Annotated in this window: 18 protein-coding genes; 6 read left to right on the forward strand and 12 right to left on the reverse strand. The window is 66.8% G+C overall.

Going from position 1 to position 15,467, the window contains the following annotated elements:
- Positions 1 to 510 precede the first annotated feature (510 nt).
- On the forward strand, positions 511 to 1,143 hold the full coding sequence (locus CVV72_RS11000; RefSeq protein WP_219152326.1) for a hypothetical protein: 633 nt from the start codon (positions 511 to 513) through the stop codon (positions 1,141 to 1,143).
- Here CVV72_RS11000 and CVV72_RS11005 read toward each other — a convergent pair.
- From CVV72_RS11005 to CVV72_RS11030, 6 genes are all read right to left on the reverse strand, one after another.
- Positions 1,118 to 1,486, reverse strand: coding sequence for a hypothetical protein (locus tag CVV72_RS11005; RefSeq protein ID WP_219152327.1), 369 nt, complete (start codon positions 1,484 to 1,486; stop codon positions 1,118 to 1,120). The genes CVV72_RS11000 and CVV72_RS11005 overlap by 26 nt on opposite strands.
- Position 1,487: 1 nt before the next feature.
- Positions 1,488 to 1,805, reverse strand: coding sequence for a hypothetical protein (locus CVV72_RS11010; RefSeq protein ID WP_219152328.1), 318 nt, complete (start codon positions 1,803 to 1,805; stop codon positions 1,488 to 1,490).
- On the reverse strand, positions 1,805 to 2,137 hold the full coding sequence (locus tag CVV72_RS11015) for a hypothetical protein (RefSeq protein WP_219152329.1): 333 nt from the start codon (positions 2,135 to 2,137) through the stop codon (positions 1,805 to 1,807). The genes CVV72_RS11010 and CVV72_RS11015 overlap by 1 nt, the downstream gene beginning before the upstream one ends.
- The gene (locus CVV72_RS11020; RefSeq protein ID WP_219152330.1) at positions 2,134 to 2,496 is read right to left on the reverse strand and encodes a hypothetical protein; all 363 of its coding nucleotides are present in this window, start codon (positions 2,494 to 2,496) and stop codon (positions 2,134 to 2,136) included. Before CVV72_RS11020 ends, CVV72_RS11015 begins: the two co-directional genes overlap by 4 nt.
- A 139-nt stretch (positions 2,497 to 2,635) precedes the next feature.
- Positions 2,636 to 3,517, reverse strand: a complete 882-nt coding sequence (locus tag CVV72_RS11025; protein WP_219152331.1) for a phosphotransferase enzyme family protein — start codon at positions 3,515 to 3,517, stop codon at positions 2,636 to 2,638.
- Complete coding sequence (locus CVV72_RS11030) at positions 3,510 to 4,772, reverse strand: hypothetical protein (protein WP_219152332.1); 1,263 nt, start codon at positions 4,770 to 4,772, stop codon at positions 3,510 to 3,512. Before CVV72_RS11030 ends, CVV72_RS11025 begins: the two co-directional genes overlap by 8 nt.
- 384 nt (positions 4,773 to 5,156) lie before the next feature.
- Here CVV72_RS11030 and CVV72_RS11035 point away from each other — a divergent pair, with 384 nt between their 5' ends.
- The 3 genes from CVV72_RS11035 to CVV72_RS11045 all read left to right on the forward strand — a co-directional run bounded on the left by CVV72_RS11035 (position 5,157) and on the right by CVV72_RS11045 (position 6,900).
- A complete protein-coding gene (locus CVV72_RS11035; RefSeq protein ID WP_219152333.1) occupies positions 5,157 to 5,516 on the forward strand; it encodes a hypothetical protein in 360 nt (119 codons plus the stop codon).
- A gap of 214 nt (positions 5,517 to 5,730) precedes the next feature.
- The gene (locus tag CVV72_RS11040) at positions 5,731 to 5,931 is read left to right on the forward strand and encodes a hypothetical protein (RefSeq protein ID WP_219152334.1); all 201 of its coding nucleotides are present in this window, start codon (positions 5,731 to 5,733) and stop codon (positions 5,929 to 5,931) included.
- A gap of 660 nt (positions 5,932 to 6,591) precedes the next feature.
- Positions 6,592 to 6,900 (forward strand): hypothetical protein, encoded by a 309-nt coding sequence (locus CVV72_RS11045; protein WP_219152335.1) that lies wholly within the window; start codon positions 6,592 to 6,594, stop codon positions 6,898 to 6,900.
- An 850-nt stretch (positions 6,901 to 7,750) separates the two neighbouring features.
- Here the strand turns inward: CVV72_RS11045 and CVV72_RS11050 are convergent.
- The 5 genes from CVV72_RS11050 to CVV72_RS11070 all read right to left on the reverse strand — a co-directional run bounded on the left by CVV72_RS11050 (position 7,751) and on the right by CVV72_RS11070 (position 11,076).
- Positions 7,751 to 8,251, reverse strand: coding sequence for a helix-turn-helix domain-containing protein (locus tag CVV72_RS11050; RefSeq protein WP_219152336.1), 501 nt, complete (start codon positions 8,249 to 8,251; stop codon positions 7,751 to 7,753).
- Between the two features lie 297 nt (positions 8,252 to 8,548).
- Positions 8,549 to 9,442: a hypothetical protein gene (locus tag CVV72_RS11055; RefSeq protein ID WP_219152337.1), complete on the reverse strand. Its 894-nt coding sequence runs from the start codon at positions 9,440 to 9,442 to the stop codon at positions 8,549 to 8,551.
- Between the two features lie 16 nt (positions 9,443 to 9,458).
- Positions 9,459 to 9,611: a hypothetical protein gene (locus CVV72_RS11060; RefSeq protein ID WP_219152338.1), complete on the reverse strand. Its 153-nt coding sequence runs from the start codon at positions 9,609 to 9,611 to the stop codon at positions 9,459 to 9,461.
- 61 nt (positions 9,612 to 9,672) lie between these two features.
- Positions 9,673 to 9,990 (reverse strand): hypothetical protein, encoded by a 318-nt coding sequence (locus tag CVV72_RS11065; RefSeq protein ID WP_219152339.1) that lies wholly within the window; start codon positions 9,988 to 9,990, stop codon positions 9,673 to 9,675.
- Positions 9,991 to 10,029: 39 nt separating this feature from the next.
- Complete coding sequence (locus CVV72_RS11070) at positions 10,030 to 11,076, reverse strand: hypothetical protein (protein ID WP_219152340.1); 1,047 nt, start codon at positions 11,074 to 11,076, stop codon at positions 10,030 to 10,032.
- 1,600 nt (positions 11,077 to 12,676) lie between these two features.
- On the opposite strand from CVV72_RS11070, the gene CVV72_RS11075 reads away from it, so the two are divergent.
- Positions 12,677 to 14,080 (forward strand): helix-turn-helix transcriptional regulator, encoded by a 1,404-nt coding sequence (locus CVV72_RS11075; RefSeq protein WP_219152341.1) that lies wholly within the window; start codon positions 12,677 to 12,679, stop codon positions 14,078 to 14,080.
- Here CVV72_RS11075 and CVV72_RS11080 read toward each other — a convergent pair whose 3' ends face one another.
- Complete coding sequence (locus CVV72_RS11080) at positions 14,081 to 14,722, reverse strand: HAD family hydrolase (protein WP_219153907.1); 642 nt, start codon at positions 14,720 to 14,722, stop codon at positions 14,081 to 14,083.
- Positions 14,723 to 14,962: 240 nt separating this feature from the next.
- Between CVV72_RS11080 and cutA the strand changes: the two genes are divergently transcribed.
- A complete protein-coding gene (gene cutA, locus CVV72_RS11085) occupies positions 14,963 to 15,286 on the forward strand; it encodes a divalent-cation tolerance protein CutA (protein ID WP_219152342.1) in 324 nt (107 codons plus the stop codon).
- The last annotated feature ends 181 nt before the right edge of the window (positions 15,287 to 15,467 follow it).

Below are 15,467 nucleotides of genomic sequence, written 5' to 3' on the forward strand. Positions count from 1 at the left end.
CGTCGACGAGATCCCGCAGATACCCCAACTGGCCCAGCGCCACGCCCCAGGTCTCCATCAGCAGTCTCCAGGGCCATGATCGCGCAAACCGAGCGAGAGGCGACACGCCCACGAGTCGTCCACAGAGGACAGTGCCGGGAAAGTGTGACCTCTAACCCACAGTGCGCCGGCAAACTAGTACATCAACCTCCCGAGGCAAGGCCGCTGCGCCGAGGCCATCACGACAAACTTGCGCTGAGATAGCTTTCACTGCTACCGCCGCCGACGACGGCACCGTAGGACTCTGGGACGTCACCGACCTTGCCCGTCCCACTCGAGCGGCCCGCGGTCTGCGGAATGATCAGCAATGAAGATCGAGCCTTCGAGCACCTTGCCGATCAGATCGCTCTGCTTCTTCTTCAGAGCGTCGTACGTGGTCGTGGTTGGTGCCGTCAGTTCGTTCTCAGCCTCCTCGTATGGTTAAACATCGCAGTTGTCGCGGGTAGGATGCTGACGTCATGGAGGGGTTAGATGAATGTTGCCTGGTGGGCAATCGTGGTGTCCGCGTGCTCTCTGATTGTGGCGGGAATTTCTTTAGGTTGGAACGTTGTGTCGTTTCGGCGTAGCGGTCCGCTAATTTCCGTCACGCTAACTATAAACCCAACGCAGGAAGTTCGCTCCGAGCGCGAGGGATTTAAGGATTGGCAAGTGATAATGCTTTCCAATGACCGATTCTCGTGCACCAAGGTCAATGCCGCAGTTTCCGTTATTAATTCAGGACGTGCGGCCGTCGATATTACCGACATTCTGATAAAGGTTGACCCCTTAAAAGGTGCGCCCGTAAGCATCAGCAGCAGCGCAAGGTTGAAGTCGAACGATCAGCAAGAGACCGAGCGACGCTTGGAAGCCGGTTCAACCAAGGTTTTCAACTTTGATATCAGTGAATGGTGGACGGTAGATCGCTTTATCGGCAGACACTCGCCCGATCGATCCTGGGTTGAACTTCTCGATATTTCCACCACCGTAACCCTCGGAAATGGGGTTGCGATCAAAGCGAAAAAGATTCCGTATCGAAGCTTTACGAAATTCGTCGAAGACTTAGAGGTGTTCAAGCGTGGAATCGAGCAGAGGGGCGTCGTCAAGCCAGACGAAAATAAGCAATAACACGCCGAAAGTCCTCGGTGGTCGCGTAAGGAACCTGGGTGGGCGGGTTGTCCGTGCGGGCGTTGTCGACGAGCACCCCGTCGATGCGAGTTCGGATGCAGCCGAGCACGAGTTGGCGGCAGTGCTCGGCGAGCTGCCACGCCTGCGCACGGTCTTTGCCGTAGCAGGCGATCTCCATGCGCGGGTGGTCGGTGATCCCGTCGTCCGAGCCACCGACCCGTTGCACGCGGATCAGAGGCGGCGTGAGGTCGGCCGGAGTGGCGGTCACCGTCGGAGCGAGCGGTTCGAGCAGGGCCAGGAGCACGGTTTCGGCGTCCGGGAACGGTGGCATCACCATGCCCACGTCAGCCCGCCTCCACAATGTCGATCGTGCGGGCGAGAACGTGGTGTGGATGGTTCTGGCGAGCGTTGCCCCACTCCACGGCGGCTGAGTGCGGCGCGGTCGCGACGATGAGCCCGACCGGCCGATCTCGCCGTCGTCCACCGAGACCACCGTCTTCGGCGCGGATTCCCGTCGCATACTCGCCGGTTCGGCGCGGTGCGATGGCTTCGGCGAACTGTGCGCCTCCTCTTGCACGATCCATGATCAGGTCGTGCATCTCGGCTCCGCGCAGCAGGTGCGCGAGGCCGCGGTGGTCGGGCACGAACTCGACGTCTGTCATCAGCCGGTCATCCTTTCCAGGTTGATCACGCACACCCCGTGGTCCGCTGTGACCGGGCTCGGATAGCGCGCGGGCGTGCCGACGACCTGCCACCGGGTACCGTCGGGCAGCGTCACGCGGTCGGTTGCTGCTACGTCGGCGTGCAGTCCTGTGTAGACGGTCATCTGAGTGGACACCTGGTCGGCGCGGTCGGTCGTCTCGCTTGATCCGCCAGGAGCGAGCACGCAGTCGTCGAGGGGGTGCTCGGTGCCGGGAAGCGGGTCACCGTAACGGTTCGTGCCCGCAGGCCGGGAGATCGTGAGCCGCTGTCCGATCAGCCCCTCGGGCGTCATGGGCCGATCCGTGAGACGGGCACGACGGTGTCGATGCTGAACGCCTTCCCGCGTCCGGCGGCCTTGCGCAGTCGCGCCCGCTGGTCGTGGGCGAGCCCGTCGCCGGAGGTCCTGCTGGCCGCGTAGGTCGCGGAGTACGGGCCGATGGTGGTCGACGTCGCGCCGCCGGGCGTCGGCACGGCCGCCTTGCCCAGCTCCAGCGCCACGGCCGTGACTCCAGCCGGCGGGGCGTCCGAGACCGGCCCGATCTCGGACGAGATCTCCGCCAGGACCCAAGCATGGATCGCGGCGGCGGCCTCGTCCGAGACCGGGCGGCCGGACAACGCGGCCAGCGTCGCGGCGGTGGACGGCTCGACCACCCCCGGCTACTCCGGCTGCGTCCGTCGGCCCTCGGACTTGCCGACCTCGCGCACGCCGAGTTCGGCTGGGAGCGTGCGCAGCGCTGCGGCGGTCTTGGCGTCGAAACTGATGTGGATGGCGTTCATCGCTCCGGCCGGGTCAGGCGGCGCGCCAGGAGGAGTTGTCTCGTCGGCGCAGGGACGCGATCCGGGTGTCGAGTTCGTTGACGGCGTCGGTGTCGCCGTGCTGGGCGCGGCGGATGAAGGAGCCGAGGGTGTGCAAGTCACGGAGGCCGGTGAGGATGGGCAGGCCTGGCCAGTTCCGGGGGTCGTAGCCGTAGGCGGTGGTGAAGGCGTCGAGTTCGGCGGTGCTGCGCCCGAAGCGGATCCCGCCCTGCAGGGTGGGTGCGAGGTCGAGTTCGCGGGGGCCGAAGGCAGGTTCGTCCCAGTCGCCGAGTAGTGCGGCGTCGCCGTCCCAAAGAGTGTTGCCGGGGTAGGCGTCGCCGTGCAGCATGCCGACGCCGAGGGGAAAGTCGAGGTCAGCGTACTCGGCGAGCAGGCGGGCGCGTTCGGCCACGAGCCAGGCTTTGTCGTCGCTGGACAACGTGCCCGAGGAGGTCACGAGGTTTGCGAAGTGCCTCAGAGGCGTGGCCGCGGGCAGGTCGATGGGCGGTGCGGGCAGGGCGTGCAGCGTGCGGAGCAGCGTTCCGAGGTGCGCGGCGCCGGGCAGGTCCCGGTGCTGGGTTTGGTCGTAGTGCTTCCAGAAGGTGACGACGAAGTCGCCGGCGTCGATCGGCTGGCTGACGTTGGCTGGTTCGGTGCACGGGAAGTCGTGGGTGCGGAGCCAGCGGGTGAGGTGGATGGCGCGCTCCGCGCTGGTCCGGGCGGTGTGTGGGGCGATTTTGGCGATCACGTCCTGGCCGGGGCCGGGGATGCGGTAGACGGTGGTGGCGTGCCGCCGGAGCAGGACCGCGTCACCGGGGTCGAGGCCCGCTTCGCGACAGGCTTGGACGAGGGCGGCGGTGTCCGGGTGATCAGGCACGCGCTGATGGTAGTGCTCGTGGCGCCTGCCGGGCCGCGGTCAGGTAGCCGGTGAGGCGGTCGGTGAGCTCGGCGGCGTCACCGTGACGACGTCCGGCGAGGGCGTGTGCGTCCGTGCGCAGGCATCCGATGGCGGTGTCGATCTGCCGGATCCGCAGCTGCGGGTCGAGGGTGAGGACGGGCTCGGCGGCGGCGAGAGCGCCGGTGACGTCGCCCTGGCCGAGCCGGGCGCGGGTCACGTCCAGCCGGGCGAGCGCTTCGTCGCCGTAGGAGCGCTCCTCCAAGGGGCCGGTTTCGTAGCCGTTGATCGCCGTCGAAGAGTGGTGTTCGGCCTGCTCGTAGGCGCCGAGCAGGGTCAGCGCCCCGCCCTGGTAGTAGGTCAGCTTCGTCGCCGGGAAGCTGAGCAGCCCGCCGAAGTCGACGACGTCGTCCCGAGCGGCGGGTGCCGGGTCCAGGTCGCCGAGCCGGGCGAGCGCGTCGCGTGCGGCCGGGGCGTCCCCGGCTCGCGCGGCTGACCTGGCGGCGATCGCCAGCAGCCGCTGCTGCGATTGCGCGCTGACCGGGTACTGGAGACCTTCGCGTGCCCGGGCGGCGGCTTCCCCAGGGCGCGAGGACCACTCGAGCATGAGTGCCGCGGAACCCAGCGTCCAGGCCCGCAGCGCGTCACTCCCGGAGACGTTCGCAAAGGTGCTCGCCGACCGCAGCTGCTGCAGGGCCGCTTTCTGGTCGCCCGCGTTCTGGCTGGCGTGCGCGAGCAGCAGGCACAGCACTCCGGACAGGACGGTCGCTTCGTGTGCGCTGCGCGGGCGGTGCGCGGTCTGGGTGATGGCCGCCAGCGTTTTCTGCGCGTCGCGGAGATCGTCGACCACGGTGGACAGTGGCGTGTGGACATAGGCGACGGCGATCCTGCACAACTCGTCGCGCAGGTAGCTCAGCTGTTCGTCGCTGGAGGCCAGCTGGGCGGCCTCGTCGGCCATCGTCATCGACAACTTCGCGCCGTCCCGGATCTGGCCGCCCAGATCGAGCCGCTCAGGGGCGCCGGCCGGGTCGTCGGTTTCAGTGGCCACGGTGGCCCAGAACCGGTTCTTCGCCTCGCCGGTGGCCTGGTTCAGGGCCACGGTCAGCAGCTCTTGTGCTTCCCTGCCCGGTGTGACCGACGATCCTGGTGCGCTCCAGTGGTTGACGGTGCTGGGGCTCAGCCCGAGATGCTCGGCAAACGTAGCCAGGTTCAGGTTCAGCGCCGCTTTGAGAGCCATCGCCGATTGCGCCGTCCACCGGAAATTCATTGTTCACGCCCTCCCTATTCCGCTCCACTGTGCCGCCCGGAACCGTGAACTGCAATAGGGCTGCAACGCGCATTGCAGTGTGCTGCAAGTGGCTGCAACGCCACGGGGTTCCGCGGCAGGCGCGAGCGAGGCACGCTCACAACACGGCCCGAAACCCGAGGAAAGCACTGTCTATCTGGCCGGGCACCAACGGATTCCGGTCAATGTCCGGCCGTGGATCCAGGAAGAGACGACAACGCGAGGAACAGCGTGACCTCCGACAGCTCAAACACCTGCCTCATGGTGGCCATCATTCACCAGGACGACGTCCTGCAATGCACACTGACACCACCATTCCAGGAAACGGAATGGCAATTGCCCTCGGTCCCCCACGTACCGGAAGGTTCGATCGACCACGCCGCCACGTGGCTTCTGTCGGATTGGGGTTTCCCCCGAACCCCGGTACACCGGCTCGGTGCCACCAGCCAGACAGCGCAGGGCGTGGTGCAGGCCGGGACGCTGGTGATGGCCAGGGTCGCCCACCGCACGGATCTGCGCATGCGGGCCCCGGAGGTCCGCGGCGTGCGGTGGCGTCATCTGCGCGACAGCTCCCCCGGCTCGCGAAGCGCCGTCGACCGCGTCCTGGAAACCCTCCCCCTCGCAGCCGAGGAACCACGGGCCGCACCAGCCACCGCTCAACCCTCCCGCTGCGCACCGCCGGAGAGCACGGGGTGAGACCCGGCTCGCCCGCAGCATCACGACGACCCTCTCGAACTCGAATGCCACCACGACCAGGTGCTCCGCGCCGTGCGCGCCGTGACCAGCTCGCTGCCCGGGCGGCCCCCGACGCCGGCAGCGCAGGCGGCCGTCACCGTCCGGCGCCTTCCCGCCCCGGCGCGGAGCACCCACCCCCATGCCACGCTCACCGCCCTTCGAGGAGCTGATCCCCGTGACCCACCAGACCACTGCCCCACCCCCCAGCACTGTGCTCGTCGTCGAGCATGGTGTGTCCTTCGCCGTCGGAGGCCACTGCTGCGACACCTGGGCCTGGGAGCACGCCGGTTACCAATGCGACCACGGGTTCGTCATGTGGCCGTCACAGGTCGTCGAGGCCCGCCGTGCCGCCTCCGGCCAGGACGACCCCCGATGATCACGACACGGCGCTCCCAGGCCGCGCTGCTCACGCACCCGACCGCGGACCATCCGGCTCACCGCGACGTCCTCACCATGGACGTCCCGCGCCGTCTCCTGCCCGGCCGCTAGGCCACCGCACCGTGCACCCGGATCCCGTCCGCTGCGGCGACTGCGCCCACGACCACCACACCTGGGGGCCGGCCGACACCGAGCCGGAGCGCGACGTCACCGCCTGGACCGTGCGCCTGACCCGACGACACTGCGTCTGCCGCTGTGATTGCGGGAAAAGCGAAACTACCGTCGGGGCCCGTGCTCGCCGCGCTGACCCGCCCACCGCCTACCTGCCGTTGGCCGGATCCCTGGACCTCGCACGGGAGCGCGCGGTGATGCTGGCACCCACGGTGCCCCGGCACAGACTGCCCGCCGTCGCCGTACTCGCCGCAGACCTGCGCCCCCACCACCGACCACCGCTGCCACTGGCACGGCGCGCGGTGTCCTTCGCCGAAGCACACCGACAACGCCTCCCCCTTCCGATACCCGACCAGGCCGTCATGAGACGCGTCCTGAAGAAGCTCCGGCAACTGCCCACGACCGGAGGCAAAAACCTGCCAGCGACCAGACCAGCAACAAACCCAGAACCACCGACGTGAGCCTCCGCACAACCCCAGGAGCATCCGTGAACTACGTACTGGCACAGGCGTTCACCGTCGGCGTCGTTGAACGCCTCCGCGACTTCGACAACGTCGCCCTCCAAAACCACACCGACGACATAGAACACCTCGCCCGAACCGTGATTCCCCTCCTGACCGGTGCTCTGCGCGTACTGCTCGACCAGCACCAGGTCGACAGCCACGGCGACTGCGCCGCATGCCCTCGCCCGCCGTGGCGACGCAGGACCCGATGCCGGCTCCCCCGTGATCTCAGCGTCCTGCTCACCGACCTGCAGACCCTCGACCCGCCCGGCGGCCGGCATGCGCTCCGCTGACCACAACACCCACGCTGACCATGCCCAGTTCCAGCAATACCGCGGTCCGTCCGCCCGTCAGCAATCAACCGCACGGCGAGCTTCGACGCCGGCTTCGCACAGCCGCGTGAAATACCGTACGCCCTCCCAGACTCTGCCCTGGGCAGTCGTTTCCCGGCGGCGTCCTGCTTCTGGACAGTACGACGGCCGATCAGAGGTGCTGGGGTCTGCTGAGGCAACCGCGTCAGCGTCCCGGGTGCACTGAGGACATGACGTCCTCGAGGACCCGGCTGACCGGGATTGCCGCCTTGTGGCTCCCCTGATGTTGCTGGTCTGTGGCCTCGCGGAGCTGTGGCTCGGTGTTTCCATGGCCGCGGATGCCAACCGGTCGGCTGGGCTCTTTCCAGGGAGAGGCTTGGCACGGCAGAGCACTGTCCCGTCGTGGCAGCCCGCCTACGGCGCTGACCGACCATCCACGACGGCGGCGGCCGCCTGTTCTCACAGGTCCCGGATCGCATCGCGGATCCGCGCCCGGCTGCCGTCGTGATCGAGACTGGCGCGGTGCACAAGCCGGTCACCTTCCCCCCGGTGGACGGAGCACAACGCCCTCGCGCAGAAGCATCCTGCGCGACGCCGTACGAGAGATCGTGTTTCGATGCGAGTTCCTCGATCGAATATCCGAGTTCGACGTACTCGACCACCATGCCGGGCGGCGCGGGACACGGCGCAGGCCCGGCACCCCGCAGTTCGACCCCTTGATCGAGGAGCATCTGCCGGGTCTTGTGATAAGTCAGTCCGTAACGGTTGGCCAGTTGTGTGAGGGTGGCCCTGTCTTCTTCGTACTCCCGTTTGAGTTGCCGCGCCGCGACCATCACGGGTCGCCGACCATGGAGGGGCCGACGCCGCGCGAGCGTAAGGTCACTCCGTCGTTGAGCAACATGGTGCGTGTCACGTTGTAGCTGTGCCCGTATTTAGCGGCGAGCTGCCGAATGGACGCACCGCGCTCGTATGCGCTGATCATTCCCGGCGGGCACGGTGCGACCGCACGCTTCCGTGGCCGCAGTGTCACGCCCGCAGCGAGCAGACCGTTACGCACGAATCGGTAGCTCAGGCCAGAGTCCTCCGCGATACGCTCAATGGTCGATCCCGCCTGGTAGGCCGCCACGACCTCTGGTGTTGCGGGTTGCCGCTCCGGCCAACGGCGGCGCGTGTCCACCTCGGCGGCCTTGAGAATCGTCCAGACGCGGTGGCGGGACACCCTGTGGCGCGCCGCCAGCGTGTATGTGGTCGCGCCGCTGTCGTTGACGTACTCCTGTACGACCCGCGCGGCCAGATCGTCGGACGTCGCGGTCGACCCGGCTATTTCAGACATTCTCATTCCCTGTCGTTGGTGAGGGCACGGCACCCGCCACGCTGGCTCCGCGCGTGAACCGCGCCTTTTCCGGGTCGGCTCGCCGAGCCTTCAACGCCTTGTCGTGCGCGGCGAGCTAAGCCGCAGGAGTGGAACCGGGCCGCGTCCGCGCGACTGATCCCACCTCCGCCAGGAACTCGCGCGCCGTGAACCGGCGCCGGTGAGCGCGGCCGGGTCAATGGCGTCGACGCCGGCCTCTGACCGATTGCCGGCTGTCCACTGGGGCATGTCCCGTCCGTATACGTCTCCAAGCCGGTCTCAGCACAGCGCTGTCCAATCCGCTGTACCTCCGTCGCCACACGAGGTCCGCGCTGCGGTCTGCCTGGCGAGAACCAGCACGGTCCACGTCGATCGTTCGGTTCCGGTCATCGCCTGCCACCGCGCGCCGAAGTCGACTACGCCTTCGGGCCAGGCTGACGGGTCCAGTGCACGAACTCGACGACGGACCAGGAAGTCCGTGGGCGGGAGAAGGCGGAAGTCCCCGCTGAGGTCGGCGACCGCTGCACCGGCGATCAGCGCGCCGATCCCCGGCACCGGCGCGAGAACCGTGGCGAGCTGGTACCACGGCACGGTCAGACGCCGTGACTCCAGTACCCGGGCGACCCATGCCGCCGTACGCAGCCGATCGCGGATTTCTCCAAGGCCGCAGACATCGAACACGTCCGCCTCCAGCTCCAGGACCATGGAGGGACCGGGGAACACCCAGTCCCGGCCGACTGGCGTGTCGTGGCCCATCCCGAGCGCCTTCGCAGCGTTCCGGTACACCGTGCGCGCTCGCTCGAGCGGCATCGTGCACCGGAAGATCGCGCCGACCAGCGCCTCCCACAGCTCGCCGGTGCGGATCCGTGCTACCGGCCCCGCCGCGAGGAGTTCCTCGCCCAGCCGGGAACCGTGCGTGGTCAACTCGGCCGGGTCGACAACGTCGACGTCGGGCTCGTTGCCAGGCTCTCCCTCGATCAGATCGAGAGCAACCTCGTGACCGCCGTCCGGGCGGGGTGTGGCTACGGCCAGCCATACCGCACCCGGTGACAGCAGAAGCCGCCGCCAACACCCCGTGCCGTCGAGCCACCAGCCGGGATGTTCGACCATTGCAGCCGGCCATCGCTCCGTCCGGTCGCGCCACGTGCCTTCTCGTGTCACCTGGGCCGTCATCCACCGGATCCTTTCCTCACCGTGACGACGACCAGGCATGCGGCGTTTCCTTCAGCGAACGCAGGGTCCCCGCCAGCTTGTCGTGATCGTGAAACCGGGTCGCACGGTCGTATCCCGCGCGTTTCACGTTCGCAGTCGCGGTCCGAAGCCGTAGCTCGGTGCTCGTCATGTCGTCTCTCCCCTCGTCAACCGCCGCTCTCATCGCGGCCGTCTCCCGTTCTTTCCGTGCCTCACGCGCGTTTCCGGGTCAACCACGACCGCACGCGGGCCTCCGGCACACCGACCAGGACCGCGATATCGACCACCGGCAACCCGTGCGCCTGCCACTCCAAGACCGTCCACAAGCGATACGGCGAACGCTCATAACGCGGTATCCACCGCACAAACTCGCGGCCCGCCTCTCCCGGCCCGAACCAATCGGCGTCCGGGACGTCGTCCCCGTGCGCCTCGATGACGACGTCGCCGATCGTCGGCCACCACGCCGACCGAGCACTCACACTGCTGCGCCGCCACGGCATCCGCGCCGCGACCACATCGAGGCCCGGCATCACGCCACTCCCCCGACACCATGTCTATCCACGCGACCCCTACCCGCCGGCCGATACGGTGATCGCCGCCGGCGCATACCTTGCGACGACCGGTAGATGATCCGACGCCTTCGTCGCCAGCTCGCTCGCGATCACCTCGCACGACACCAGCCCTCGCACGACATGAGGAGTGACGATCACGCTGTCGAATCGACGCAGCCCGCACGCCTGATCGCCGGACCAATGGCCCACGGTCGCCGCCCACGGCGCCTTGAGCGCCGCGGCAGCGTCGACCAGGCCGCCATCACACAGCACCCGTCCCGCCGTCCGGTCCGCCTCCCAGCCCCGCGTCCCGTCGGCGTTAAGCCAGGTACGGCACTGGTCCACGAACTCGCGATGCCAGTCGACCGTGTGGCACGGTTCGCCGTGCCGCACGCGGTACGGGTCGTGGTCGTACTCCGGCCACGGCGTCTCTCCCGAGGCTTGTGGTGGCCAGCCCGGCAGATCCGCCGCGACTCCGTTCCGGTCCAGCCCGACCAGCGTCGCCCGACGGTGAGGCGACCGGTACACCCGCTTCACCACCACCTCGCACTCGTCAGCGCGCTGACGGAGCCCATGCGGCCGCGCATGGAACGACCCGTGCGCTACCGGCTCCCGTACCCCGACATCGAGGTCCAGCTGCAGATACGCATGCCACAACGCCTGACCTGCCACAGCAGCGAACCCACCGGCCGGGCTCAGCTCGTCCGACCACAACAACCCCAGGTGATAACGCTGGTTGCCCACCCCGACGGCCGGCCGGTTCCGCTGATACTCACACCGCAACCCGGTCGCCTCGGCCAGCGTCCGCAGCCGCCACCCCGCGCGTCCCGCCTTACTCCGCCGACCGGCCCCCGGCCACCACGGACGACACCACCTCGTGCCGCCGCCCCCGACCGTCTGGTCACCGACGATCAGCTCCTGCACAGCGATCACCAGCGCATCACCCACCTCGGCCGCCTCCGCGCGCTGCTGCCGGATCACCTTGTGGGCAAGCTCAGCCCGCTCAAGGTCGTCGCCATAAGCGCACAGGTTGTAACTCAGGAACCGGACCTGACCGGACCGCACAACACCTCCGCACACACCGAATCCCCTCTACAAGCGCCAACGCCTGCCATCACACGGCGGACAAGCGCCCTGACGTCCTTCCCGGAACCGGGCTCGATCAGACTTCCGCTGTGCGACAGCACATCGCCCCTGACACTGATCACCTCAGTAACCGGCGCCCGCGCCATCAAGCCCGTCAAGTGCGCGGCCGCGGTCCGATGGGAACGGGCAACCTTGTACCCCTCTGGATCCCGTAGCCAGTCCAGCAGCGGACGATCACCTCGCACCGAAGACCACCAGATCCGGGAATCCGGAGACGGTGAGTCTGCCGTCTGGATGACCGGTAACCAGGTTGTGCTGATACGGCTTGCTTCACTTAGGCATGCCTGACAGTCCACGGGGGACGGTCGCGCGCGAAATCTTGGTACGCCCCGGCGTCCTTCGCTGACGTGTTCGGCACGCGAGGAAGCCGACAGGCACAGCGGAAGAAGAATCTCGCTCTGGTTCCACACATCGAGATCTAGCGCATGGACAATGCACGAGCGGGCCGCCGACACCCCAGCGAGGTGGTAATCCCCTCCGAGAGGCAAAGGTGGTACCCGCCGCATCCATTCGATGGCGGTCAGCGATGGAGATCGCTGCTGCGGCATCAGCACTCATACGCCGCTTGTTCTCTCCTCACTGGAGCGACAGGTGCAATGCAACTGGCAATAATCACGGTTCTTCCCCACAAAGACCTGGCCGCGTTCGGCTAAACGACGTCGAACCCGTAACGATCGGGCTCGGCTGCGGATCAACGAATCCGGTTCTTCAGGACCATGATCTTGCACTTCGCCAACTGTCCCGACCAGGGCGCCCGCCCTCGCGTAAGCGGGCGCAAACCGGAAGTTTGGTAGCCTTGACCAGCGACGATTCGTGCAGCGTGCTATCTGAGAGGACTTTGTGAAGGTTCCACGCCACAGACTGGTCACTGATCGTGAGCAAGCAGGCCATACTTAGGAGAGCCTCAGCGCTCGGCGTTGACGTGAAACCCGTCCGCAACTGGGGGAACGGCACATACAAGCCCCGCACAGTCGCTCTTCAGCAACGTCTCGCCGAGGACTCCGCATTACTCGCCGACAACTCGCTCAGCGCTTAGTCGCCGCAGATGACACATTTGCCCAATCGATCATCCTCGAAGAGGTGCAGGTCTATCCAATTCGACTGGAAAGCGTCTTCAAGCAAACACTGGACTGCGAACAGTCGGACCGCTTAACTCTGCGCAATTAATTGGCCACACTCCGTCAATCAGGCCACTCTTGATTCTTTGTCAAAGGTGCTGGTTTTTGTGCGACACCTCGAAGACGACACAAGTTCAGCCGACCTCAGGCTACTGGTATACGCCACCATTCTTCCTTGACCAAAGGCACTCGTGTTGCGCGCGCTCGGCGACCATTCGGGTTCTCGCCAGGCCGCGCTCGACTGCCTCGCCGAGATGCCACCCGGCTGGGCCGAATCGGAGCGGGCGGCACGAACTCGCGAATTGGCGCACGGGGGCTGACTCTCTCGGGAAGCCTAGCCGGGCGTTCCAACCAGGCCGACCGCGCCAGTTAACCGGAAATGAACCGCGAGTTTGGTAGTCTTGACCAGCGACGATGCAGGTCAGGGGCTTACCGAGAGGGCTTTGGTGAAGATTAGACGCCTAGGGCTGGTTGCAGATCGTAAGGCAGCAGGCCACACGCAGGAGAGCCTGGCGGCGGCCCTCGACGTCGATGTGAAGACGGTCCGACAGTGGGAGAACGGCACCTACAAACCCAGCACGCCTTTCCTCCAGCAACGTCTCGCCGGGGAACTCCGCATCACCCGCCGGCAACTAGCTCTACGCCTTGATCCTCCCACCGACAGCACAGATGGCTCATTCGCTGACCGCGAGGTAGGCGCGGAACCGACAGACGGTGACGTCCGTTCTGCACCTGTTCGACCCGACAGTTCTCCCGAGTTGAGCAGCGCGGGCCAGAACGTTATCAACTGGCGAGGCGATTCGTCGCGACCGGGAAACCCTGCGCCCAGCGTGGTGCATTCGGACATACCGCAGCTTCGTCGCGTACTGGACACTCGGGATCTGCCCGAGGACGGACCTGTTCGCCCTCTTTCCGAGCTGACGGTGGCTGTTCAAACGGTCGTGGCGCGACGGCTGCAATCTGACTATGCCGTGTTGGCGGCCGACGTCAACGAACTGTTGCCTGAACTTCACCGAGCGATCCTCTCCGCACCGCCGTCGCTGAAGCCTCACTATGCTGGCCTGCTCGCTCGCACGTATCGGGCGGCTGATGCGGTCGCGGACAAGTTCGGGTATTACGACCTCTCGGCACGGATCATCGACCTGATGCGAACCGCCGCGACGCAGTCCGGAGACGAACTGCTCGTCGGCAGCGCCGCGTATGTGCGGGGTGAGATCTACTTCGCAACTCACGACCTGGATGCCGGTAGCCGCATGCTGACGGCGGCGGCCAACAAGATTCACGTCAGCGCGTCCGAGACTGCTGCGGCCACGTACGGCACTTTGCACATGCGGGCGGCCGTCATGGCCGCCCGGGCGGGGAGTGCACTGCGAGCGCGTGACCACATCGAGGAAGCGAAGCAAGCAGCACGGCAGGTGAATGAGGGCGTCCACCTGGGAACAGTGTTCGGGGTGCCGTCCGTGCGTATCCATCAGCTGTCACTTGCCGTGGAACTCGGCGACGTCGGCGGCGCCTTGCGACTGGCCAGCAGCTGGGCGCCCCCGATCACGATGCCCGCGGAGCGCCGCTCACATTTCTACATCGACCTGGGACGGGCGTTCCACCTCGCCGATCAGCCCGAACGCGTGCTCAGCGCGTTCAGGGAGGCCGGGCGCATCGCACCTGAGCACGTCCGCGAACATTCGCAGGTCATCGACGTGGTCGATCATCTCGAGCTCACCACACGCGGACAGCTGCGTGATGCGTTCGCGGATTTCGCTGCCAGCCTGGTGAAGCCGCAGAGCCGAAGCGGTTTCGGGCAGTAGTCAGGAAGCGAGTAGGCCAGGAAGTTCGGCGAGGGAGTCGATCACCCAGTCGGCGTTCTCACGGATGATCGGATCGCTGGCCCACAAGTACCCCCACGGGCCGCGGCGGACCAGGACTGATCGCAACCCGGCGGCGCGGGCGGGCACGATGTCGTTGTCCCGATGATCACCGACATAGAGAATCTCGTCCGGCTCCCCCGGCGCGAGCTCGGCAACCTTGTGGAAAAACTCGCCGTCTGGTTTCGCAACTCCCCACTCGCCGGACGTTGCGATGGTGTCGACGGGCAACGTGAGTCGCCGGAGCAGTTCGGCGGCTCGGACGGTTTGGTTCCCGGCGATCCCGAGCCAGTAGCCCGCTGCCTTCAGGGCTTCGAGTGCGTGCCGGACGTCGGGATAGAGATCCGACTCCTCGATCCGCTCGCCAACACCGGCCTGCTCCCGTAGCTGCCGCTCGGCAGCAAGATCGAAGCCGGGTCGGATGAGCTGGAACGCCTCAGCGTTGTTAAGGCCAGCCGCCGTAACCGCTCCCACCAGCCCGGACAAAGTATTCAGCGGGACTCCAAGCCAATCAGCCCACGCCCCCCACTCCCGATCGTCTTTGATCAACGTTTCGCCGACGTCGAACACAACGGAGCGGATCACGCTGGCCATGCCCTTTCTCTGATCATTTACTGGGGACGTCCTGGCCCTGCTGCTACCGCAACGGCCCGGAGCTGCATAAGGCGTTCAGGTTGTCGGCAACGCCGTTCCCGACCTTAGCGAACGTCGGCAGCAGACGGCCGATCCCGAAGGCTGCACCTCGTACGGACGCGGTTCGGCGCGATGAACGGTGGATGGCTCGCGCACGGGCTTCGGAGTTGATCGTTGCCCTACGCTGCCGGAATGACAGATCACCTTGTCGTGACCACAGCCACCCCTGACCGCGAGTCCGGCGAGAAGCTCGCGGCCTCAGCCGTCGCAGCCCGTCTGGCGGCCACCGCGCAGGTCGTCGGACCGGTCACCTCGTTCTTCTGGCACCTTGGCAAGTCTGGCCAAGGTGAAGAGTTCAACGTGACGTTCAAGACGACTGACGGAAGGTACGCCGAGTTGGAAGCGCACATCATCGCGAGTCACCCGTGGGACAAGCCTGAGGTGACGGCAGTCGAGCTCGTCAGGGGCTCCGCCGACTATCTGGCCTGGGCCAAGGACGCCACCCGATCCCGCTAGAGCCCCAGGCGAGCGAGCAAGTCGGCGACGGCAGGGCAGGTCCATCGGCGGGCCGGGCGGCGCGCCACCGTTGTAGTTCCCCGCGCCGGACGTACCGAACTGCCGCAGGCAGGCAGTTCCGCCGCGTGGCCGAGTATCTCCACCGCTTGCCCTACCTCCCGTGCTAGGAGGTAGGACGGGG

Origin of the sequence: Amycolatopsis sp. TNS106 (genome assembly GCF_019330265.1) — a bacterium.
In the GTDB taxonomy this organism is placed as follows: domain Bacteria; phylum Actinomycetota; class Actinomycetes; order Mycobacteriales; family Pseudonocardiaceae; genus Amycolatopsis; species Amycolatopsis lurida.